Raw genomic sequence first — 8,320 nt, 5'->3', positions numbered from 1 at the left:
GTCCTATGTTAGAGAAAGAAGAAAAATGAAGATGCGCTTTAATAAATTCCGACGTTAACCGATCCTTCCTGCGGAAAGCGCAAGAGCAACAGATGAGAATCTCGTTAACTCTTGTTTGGTAGCTATTTGGAATTTTTTCATAATATTGATTTTGTGAGAGAAGATCGTCTTATGACTGATGCCCAGTTTTTGCGCTATCTGCTGATTGTTCATTCCCGTTCTGATCGCATCGATAATATAAAGTTGTGATTTGGTCAAGGTTAACCGAGGGCATTTGACACAGCGTCTGCTGTCTTTTTCCAGCCCACCGCAACTAGATGTTGTCGACTCCGTCAGACGTTTTGCAATCTGATTTTTTACGCGGCGCAAGTCGCTGTTCATGCTGATAAAAGTGGCATCGCGTAGACAAAGTGGTAACCGTTCAACCTGCAAAGCGCTGTCGGTGGCGACGAAAATAAAAATAGACGTGTGCGGAGGGTGCTTTTTGAAAAACGGGTGGCATAGAAAATGTTCACCAGCGGCCATTTCTGTAAACAGCATATCAATCGGATCTAATATATCTGTGGAATAGTCCACAACGGAATACGGTTCACGGATGTGTTCTTCCTTCGCGATCTCGCTAAGCAGTTCGCAAATTCCGCGATTAAGAAATATGTTTGCAGTGTTAATTAAAATATCAGGCATAGTCATGGCGATCGTGAAAGTTGTCATGCATTTGAAGTGGAGAACATTAAATGCGTATGCCTTTAGGATATTTCTAATAATCAACAAATGCAACAAGTCTAATTTTGGACTTTGAGCTGGCGAGTAAAATTAATGGTATATTAATCAATGATTTATTTTTTAGCGTTGCGCGGGCATGACCGCTAATTTGGCACAAACTGCTTAAATTGCTTATATTGCATGCGTTAATTCTGGTCTCAAATATATTAATCAGAGTGACTTATTCACTGTATGAATTGCTTTTTCAAAATACCTTTTGCAGGCGCGGGTCCTTGAGGAGATTGCGCCTGAGCGAAACCTGGGGTGGTCATTGATAAAAAGGGGCGGGGTAGACCCGCCGCTGCGGAGGGTGAACAGCAACGGCGTACAACAGAATCAGTTATCAGGATTGTTGGAAATGCTTTTCCACACCATTCCCAGGCCGATCAACATCGACGCGAAGAGGGTGAACAGGGTGGTTGTGATAAAAATGCTGGTCATGGCGGTGCCTCAGAAAGTGCGTATGCAGATCATTAGGCACGGTGTCGGATGAAAGGTTCCTTACCCGGCCGGGTATATTTTCACCAGCGGCGTCCGGTTGACGGCAACAAGGCGAATGCCACGTCGAAGCGCCGCTGTTGGCAAGGGGATCCTGACAGGCAGCCGGGTTGCTAACCGCGCTGTTCATGGGGAGAATACACGACGGCAAAGGGGGAGCGATTCGGACGTTGACATCCCCTTAAACAAGTTATATATACATGTCGCTTCTGTTTATTGAATGTTAAACAGCATCAGTTATGGGACTCAGAAGCGCCACAGCCCCCGCCGTCGTGCGGGGGTAACTTCGCCACCGGCATGCTTATTTTTCACTGAGGCTGGCGAAGAAAAATTTTTTATTTCGGGTCTTGAAAAACGCGCCTTAGATATTATTTTATATAGCGGACAAGCAATGCTTGCCTTTATGTTGAGCTTTTGAATGGATATTCAGGAGGTTAATTATGGCACTCAAAACCTTGTCAGCACTCCCGGTATTTGCTGATTCTCTTTTTGCCGATCGCTTTAATCGTATTGACCGTCTTTTCAGCCAGTTAACGGGCGATACGCCGGTGGGCACTTTACCGGCTTATGATTTACAGAAAGTCGACGACAGCAATTTCCTGCTCAGTGTCAGCGTGCCTGGCTGGAAAGATGATGAGCTGGAAATAGAAACCGTAGGGGGGAATCTGCATATTTCCGGGAAACGCCAGGAAACCGATTCCTCGACAGACAGCGGTGAACGCTGGATTTATAAAGGTATCCGCCGCGCTAATTTCCAGCTCAGTTTCTCTCTTCCTGAACACGCCCAAATTAATCAGGCGCAGCTGGATAGCGGCATCTTAAAAATAGCCATCCACCAGGAGATCCCGGAGAGCGAAAAACCGCGTAAAATTGCGATCGAGAATCAGGGGCGCGTGATAGAACATAAAGTTTGATTCACCGTTGTTCCGACGATGTTACCTTAAAGGCCCGCCCTGCGGGCCTTTATCCTTTCCCCCTGAAAATATAAATGGCCTCCCGACGACAAAGAAATCGACATGCTATTCTGTTAACAGACGCAGTGAGTCTGCTATTTCTTTCAATTTCGGCGAGGAGGAAGAATGACTGACGAGATCGATAGCGACGCAAACAATACGCATGAACTAACCGCTGAAGTGGCTCGGGCGCTGATCGCGCGCGGTTGGCGACTGACCACGGCGGAGTCCTGCACCGGAGGGAATCTGGCGGCAGCGCTCTGTGCCCAGGCGGATACCGCGGCATTTTATGATACCGGCGTAGTGACCTTCAGCGATGAAGCCAAGCGCAACGTACTGCAGGTTCGCGCGGAAACCCTGGCGGTACACAGCGCCGTCAGCGAAGCCTGCGTTCAGGAGATGTCTTCTGGTATTCTGGCGCTCGCCGGGGCCGATATCGCCATCGCCGTCAGCGGCTACGCCGGACCGGAGGGCGGGGAAGATGGTACCCCCGCCGGCACGGTATGGTTTGCCTGGAATTTTCGCGGCCAGACTGAAACCAAACGGATGTGCTTTGCCGGCGACTGTGAGACCGTGGTGGCGAAAGCGGTACGATATGCCCTGGCGGCGCTGAGCGAAAAGCTTGCCCACTGGCAGTGACGATGGCCGGGTGCGCGGCCTTACAGGTCCATTGCCTGGCGCGCTACCGGCCAGCAGATCTCCCCGATGCCGTTAAGGCAGGGTCGGGAAAAGAGAAAGCCCTGAAACAGGCGTATGCCCACCGACTGCAGCCAGCACCACTCCTCCAGGGTTTCGACACCTTCAGCCACCACCGTAATGCCAAGATCCTCGCAGCAGCGGACGACCGAGGCGACAATCGCCTGTTTGGTGCCGCTAATATGGATATCGCGTACCAGTTCCGCATCCACTTTGATTTTATCAGGCTGAAAACGGGTCAGTAACGACAGGCCGGAATAACCTGCGCCAAAGTCGTCGATGGCCAGCTTCATGCCCGCGACGCGCAGGGCTTTGAGCACCTTGCGGAACTGGTCAAAGCAGGTGATCACCTCTGTCTCGGTCACCTCGATCAGTACCTGATCCGGTCTGAGGCCGGCCGCCAGCAGGCTGTCCATCAGCCAGCCTACGGCGTCAGGGTGGTGATACAGCGATCCGGGCAACAGGTTAATCGCCAGCTGATGTTTCCCGAGCGGCAGCTGGCCGGCGAGAGCGAATGCATACGCTTTGCTTTCAAGATCAAAACGGTAGCGATCCTCCGCCGCAATGGCGGCAAACATTTCCACGGGAGAGCCGCCGGTTGGGCTGCGGATCAGAGCCTCAAAGGAAGAAACTCGCTTTTTAGCCGGCTCGACAATAGCCTGCAGAGCAAACTGGCAAGGTTGACCGGGCAGGTGCTGCGGCGCGGCCGTACCTGACGCGGGCATCATCATCCAGCGAGAGGGCTGCAGCGGCTCGGGCAGGCAATAGCGGCCGCCGTCGGCAATGAAGGCGCTAAGCAGCCGGAACATCCGGTCGTTGACCGGTTCGGTGACCCCAAACGTGCTAAAGCGCAGAATTTCCTCCAGCGCGCCATCGGTTTCAAACAGCCGGAGATCCAGTATGCGCATTCCGGTGCCGTGAAAACGTCGGTAGGCTGAGTAATCGCGCATCAGCTCCACTACGTCGCGATGACGCGGGTCGCTTTGGATTTCGCTGAACAGCGACTCAAGTGCCTCCTCAGTCCCTTCCAGGACCTGGAAAAACTGCAGGCCGTTAAACAGCAGAATGCCGGTGATGCCAAGGGGCAAATTTTTACTGCTGGCGCGATGGACTAAAGCGTCGAGATCGACGGGCGGGCGGTCAGGATGAACCTGGCTGCGGTAAATCAGGGTGGTTAGCATAGTTGTTACGATCGCTCCCGCGGCGTAAGAACATCCGCGCTCAGCATGCAAGATGAGTATGGCCTGACCCTAAAGGAGGGCGAGGCTGATATGTACAAACATTCAACCAACCGTGATGTCCGCTACGCGGAACGCGAGCTTCACTTTGTGATTCCCTCCACTGTACAGGGAATTACACATTTGGCTATCTTTTTCTCATCCTCAATGCAAAATGACGCTAACAGGCCTCTCATTCCCTCCTCAGACACTGGCGCTGCGTCTTATTTTACCTGTTAATATTCGCTACCAGGAATTATCCTACCATTCTATTTCCCACTCTCAAAAATGAGGCGCTGGTCTTGCCTGAATATAATCGAGTGAATATTATTACTCTAAATTAAATTCTTTTGTCAGGTTTGATATGAGCGACTTCTTTATTATTTTGTGTCTGATTTTATGTCCCATCATTTCTTTATGGAGTGGCTTTTCCTATATTCAGGAAAGGCGCAAGAGACGGTATGTTTTCCGTTCCAGAAGATGATTGTTTGACAGAATAAAATGACGAGTTGTATCAGCGTTTGGCGAGCAGTTGCACAAGGTTGTTAAACTGCTGACGGCTATTCAAATTAAATTTACTCATAATATTCTTTTTATGTGAATGAATCGTTTTGGGACTAATATTTAGCGCAGCGGCGACTTCATGAGGGCTCAGGCCAATACTGAACGCGTAAATGACTTTGGTTTGCGCGTCGCTGACCGACCTGCAGGCGCAATTAATGCAACGCCGCAGACGATTGAACGGCGGGTCTTGCCGCGGTAGCAGCGGACGCTCAATGGCGTTAGCTATCTCATCTTTCAGCCGCTGAACGCGAGCGTGAGGCGGCATAAACACCACATGCTGCAGACAATTCGGTAAACCCTCATCTACGGTAGCGTGTTCATTGTCCGGGAAAATAAAAAGCGTATATTGTTCCGGGGCATGCTGAAAAAGATCCTGGCACAAGTACCACTCCCCCGCGACCATTTCCGTGAATATCACATCAGCTTGCGCCATCGATCCTGCATCCCATTGTTGAGAAAACTGATAGTGTGGCCGCCCGGCGGCCTTCATCGCTTCATCAACCAGTTCAGCAATAGCGACTCGCAAATAGTGATTTTTTATATTGAACAAAAAATTAGTCATATAACTTCCCTGTGGGCATTAAAAAACATATCTGGATAAATTAAAGAATATAATGATGATGCAGGTACTATTTTTAGCCGTGGTAATCTAAGGGATGTTTTCCATTAATGCAATATCTGGTGGGGAAAGTGAGATAACGGTATATTGATATGCGAAAGTTCCTAATAAACAAAACCTTAAGCATATGTTTTTCACTATTTAAAGCCGTTTCCTGTTTTTTTATTTTTGCGATGCATAAAAAGCTTAGTGATAGCCGCGCTCTGTTGTTAAAATTAGCGGAGGACAAGAATACAGGATGTATGCCGTACTTATGAAGCAGATGCTCTATTTGAAAATGCTGGCGTGGCTGGAGGATAATATCTATTGTAACCCGGCGATCGATGACCTGGCGCAGTATATGGGCTATTCGCGTCGGTTTGTGTACGACGTGTTTTACCAGTATGGCCAGTTACCCATCGGGCAGTATATTCGTCTGCGGCGGTTGACCATCGCAGCGGTCAGTCTGCGCTTAACACGGCAACCGATCGCCGCTATTGCCTGGCAGTTAAGCTATGACTCGCCGCAGACCTTTTCCCGGGAGTTTAAGAAGCGCTTTTCGCTCTCGCCACGTGAATACCGTTGCGCGGCGCACTGGGACACGGCAAAGCTGTTGAAAAAGTTTCACCCGGACGGAGAGAGCCTACCTCTGGCTCGTTTTTTTTCTCTGCCGGAACAGGTCTATTACGGCTATCCGATGAAGTATGAACTGCGCCTGTCGGATTTGGTGTTGCAAAGCACCGCTAAGACGAGCATCAGACAAAAGGTTGACCGTTTTTTCACCGCTGGCGGAGGCTCGCTTTCCGTACTTTCCGACTACGCCGCGGCGAGCAAAAATGAGCTTAACGTCGAGGTTAACGCTTTTGTCGGCTGTCATGAGGCGGGAAAGCTGCCCCCCGCGCTGGCCATGAACAGCTCGCTGACCACCCGGTCAGGGCTTTATGTCGGGGTTGAATTCTACGGCAGTTGGTCACGTTATGCTCGTTTATCCAGCGATCTGTATATGGAGCTGCTGCCATCCCTGGGGGTAAGTCGTCGGGACGGCTATGACATTGAATGTTTTATAACCCGCCATGCGGAAGGCGAAGAGGCAGGGGACAGGCGCTATCGCGTACGCTATTTTATCCCGGTGACGCTGTCGGCAGCGGGTCTGCGGTCTGACAGCGGTAGTGGGTCAGGGCCTGTGCCGGGGCGAAGTTAAGGTGGCCGGAGCCACCCAGGTTAACATCAAAGCGCAAACCACAGCAGCCAGGTGATGAGAAAGCCCGTCACCCCCATGATGGTTGTCAAGACGGTCCAGGTTTTGAGTCCATCTGGCACCGAGAGTCCGAGATAGCGCGTGACGACCCAGAATCCGGCGTCGTTGACGTGCGACAGCCCGAGCGAGCCGAAGCAGGTCGCCAGCGTCACCAGCACCAGCTGCAGCGGCTCCAGACCGACAACCGCCTGCGACAGCAGACCGGAGGTGGTGAGGATCGCCACGGTGGCCGAACCCTGCGAGGCTCTGAGCACCAGCGATAGCAGAAAAGCGGCGGGCATCAGCGGCAGATGTATTGTCTCCAGCGCCTCGGCTAAGGCATTACCGATGCCGGAAGCGACCAGTACGCCGCCAAAGGCGCCGCCGGCGCCGGCGACGAGGATCACGTCCGCCGACGAGGGGATCGCGCTGCCGGTGACTTCGCCCAGCTTTTTCAGGCTCATCCGCCGACGGATGCCCAGCGTCCAGCTGGCCAGGCCCAGGGAGATCAGCAGGGCGACCGGCGGGGTACCAATGACGGTCATCAGCTGGCGAACCGCGTTTTCCGGCAGCAGAAGCGCCTGACACAGCGTCCCGGAAACAATCAGCATGATGGGCACCACGATCAGCCCACCGATAACCAGCGCATTCGGCGGCGGCAGACGGGTCTGCTGCGCGTTAACCGAGAGATCCGGTACTTCCGCCGTTTGTTGCTGCTCCAGCACGTTAATCGACAGATGATAATGGCGCCGATTGATAAACCGGGCGACAAAATAGCCCACGATACCGACGACCACCGACACCCCAATCCCCGCCAGCATCAGCCAACCGACATCGCTATGCAGAATGCCTGCCGCAGCCGCTGCGCCAGGATGGGTGGGCAGCGCCACGTGGACGGTTAACATCACGCCGGCCATCGGCAGGCCAAACTTCAGCGGCGACACGTGGGCGACTTTGCTGAAGCCGTAGATTAACGGAATGATGATGATAAAGCCGACTTCAAAAAAGACCGGGGTGCCGAGAATAAAAGCCACGATGGTTAAGGCGGCAATGGTTCGTTTTGCACCCAGTACGCCGGTCAACGTTTTCGCCAGCGATTCGGCGCCGCCGGACATTTCAATCAGCACCCCCAGCATTGAGCCCAGAATAATAATGCTGGCGATGTGGCCAAGCAGGCCGCCCATGCCTTTTTCAATGGTGGTTATAATTTTATCTGCCGGAATGCCGGTGGCGAATGCCACCAGCAGGCTGACGATCAGGAGCGCCACAAAAGGATGTGCTTTCGCTTTGATCACTAACAGGAGCAACAGCACTACGCTGGCTAACGCAATAAGTAACAGCGCCGATGTCGACATAGGTTTGCCTCGGGTATTAACAGGTGTACAGAGAGTTATTTTTTTAGAAAACGGCGTTTATTTTTTCCGGTAGGGCGAGAACCACCCCAGCCCGGAAAGCGTGTCTGTCCGGGGGATATATTCGCAGCCGATCCAGCCGTCATAACCGGTTTTATCCAGTAGCGCATAGAGCCACGGATAGTTTATTTCGCCCTCATCCGGTTCATGACGGTCGGGCAGGGAGGCAATCTGAATATGGCGATACTGGCCGGCATATTCGGTAATAAGATGGCTTAAATTGCCGTCCACCTTCTGCGCGTGAAACAGATCTAACTGCACCGCCAGGTTCGGCCTGTCGACCCGTTTCACCATCGCCAGCGTCTGATATTGACTGTGGTAGAGATAGCCCGGTTTGGTCTGCGGATTCAGTGCTTCGATGAGTATCCGCTTGTCGTGGCGGG

The 8,320-nt window shown here is 52.2% G+C and carries 13 protein-coding genes; 6 read left to right on the top strand and 7 right to left on the bottom strand.

All coding sequences use genetic code 11. The annotated features are described in order from the left end of the window. Positions 1–54: 54 nt before the first annotated feature. The 3 genes from KHQ28_RS28280 to KHQ28_RS29655 all read right to left on the bottom strand — a co-directional run bounded on the left by KHQ28_RS28280 (position 55) and on the right by KHQ28_RS29655 (position 1,194). The gene (locus KHQ28_RS28280) at positions 55–690 is read right to left on the bottom strand and encodes a LuxR C-terminal-related transcriptional regulator (RefSeq protein ID WP_032419481.1); all 636 of its coding nucleotides are present in this window, start codon (positions 688–690) and stop codon (positions 55–57) included. A 67-nt stretch (positions 691–757) separates the two neighbouring features. After that, complete coding sequence (locus KHQ28_RS28275) at positions 758–880, bottom strand: hypothetical protein (protein ID WP_032419004.1); 123 nt, start codon at positions 878–880, stop codon at positions 758–760. 218 nt (positions 881–1,098) lie between these two features. Further along, complete coding sequence (locus KHQ28_RS29655) at positions 1,099–1,194, bottom strand: YnaM/YnfT family protein (protein ID WP_271374669.1); 96 nt, start codon at positions 1,192–1,194, stop codon at positions 1,099–1,101. Between KHQ28_RS29655 and KHQ28_RS28270 the strand changes: the two genes are divergently transcribed. From KHQ28_RS28270 to KHQ28_RS28255, 4 genes are all read left to right on the top strand, one after another. Further along, positions 1,154–1,255, top strand: a complete 102-nt coding sequence (locus KHQ28_RS28270; RefSeq protein WP_223175052.1) for a hypothetical protein — start codon at positions 1,154–1,156, stop codon at positions 1,253–1,255. The genes KHQ28_RS29655 and KHQ28_RS28270 overlap by 41 nt on opposite strands. A 225-nt stretch (positions 1,256–1,480) precedes the next feature. Beyond that, positions 1,481–1,678 (top strand): hypothetical protein, encoded by a 198-nt coding sequence (locus KHQ28_RS28265; protein WP_004190251.1) that lies wholly within the window; start codon positions 1,481–1,483, stop codon positions 1,676–1,678. A 22-nt stretch (positions 1,679–1,700) separates the two neighbouring features. Further along, positions 1,701–2,174 (top strand): Hsp20 family protein, encoded by a 474-nt coding sequence (locus KHQ28_RS28260; RefSeq protein ID WP_004183942.1) that lies wholly within the window; start codon positions 1,701–1,703, stop codon positions 2,172–2,174. A gap of 165 nt (positions 2,175–2,339) precedes the next feature. Next, positions 2,340–2,852 (top strand): 2-oxo-tetronate isomerase, encoded by a 513-nt coding sequence (locus tag KHQ28_RS28255; protein WP_002903810.1) that lies wholly within the window; start codon positions 2,340–2,342, stop codon positions 2,850–2,852. Between the two features lie 20 nt (positions 2,853–2,872). On the opposite strand, the gene KHQ28_RS28250 is transcribed toward KHQ28_RS28255, so the two are convergent. Further along, positions 2,873–4,090, bottom strand: coding sequence for a diguanylate phosphodiesterase (locus KHQ28_RS28250; protein WP_004143607.1), 1,218 nt, complete (start codon positions 4,088–4,090; stop codon positions 2,873–2,875). 400 nt (positions 4,091–4,490) lie between these two features. Between KHQ28_RS28250 and KHQ28_RS28245 the strand changes: the two genes are divergently transcribed. Next, positions 4,491–4,610, top strand: coding sequence for a small membrane protein (locus tag KHQ28_RS28245; protein ID WP_004195995.1), 120 nt, complete (start codon positions 4,491–4,493; stop codon positions 4,608–4,610). A gap of 30 nt (positions 4,611–4,640) precedes the next feature. On the opposite strand, the gene kbvR is transcribed toward KHQ28_RS28245, so the two are convergent. After that, positions 4,641–5,252, bottom strand: coding sequence for a LuxR family transcriptional regulator KbvR (kbvR, locus tag KHQ28_RS28240; protein ID WP_019705638.1), 612 nt, complete (start codon positions 5,250–5,252; stop codon positions 4,641–4,643). A 310-nt stretch (positions 5,253–5,562) separates the two neighbouring features. On the opposite strand from kbvR, the gene KHQ28_RS28235 reads away from it, so the two are divergent. Further along, a complete protein-coding gene (locus tag KHQ28_RS28235; protein WP_032103266.1) occupies positions 5,563–6,489 on the top strand; it encodes a helix-turn-helix domain-containing protein in 927 nt (308 codons plus the stop codon). Between the two features lie 26 nt (positions 6,490–6,515). Here the strand turns inward: KHQ28_RS28235 and KHQ28_RS28230 are convergent, their stop codons facing one another. Both KHQ28_RS28230 and KHQ28_RS28225 read right to left on the bottom strand, forming a co-directional pair. Further along, complete coding sequence (locus tag KHQ28_RS28230) at positions 6,516–7,880, bottom strand: GntP family transporter (protein ID WP_002903916.1); 1,365 nt, start codon at positions 7,878–7,880, stop codon at positions 6,516–6,518. Positions 7,881–7,937: 57 nt separating this feature from the next. Further along, positions 7,938–8,320, bottom strand: a 383-nt coding sequence (locus tag KHQ28_RS28225; RefSeq protein WP_077264999.1) for a TIM barrel protein, incomplete at its 5' end; no start/stop codon positions are given.

This window comes from Klebsiella sp. 28 (assembly GCF_018223905.1).
Classification (GTDB): Bacteria; Pseudomonadota; Gammaproteobacteria; order Enterobacterales; family Enterobacteriaceae; genus Klebsiella; species Klebsiella pneumoniae.
This window is presented reverse-complemented; position numbering and strand designations above follow the sequence as displayed.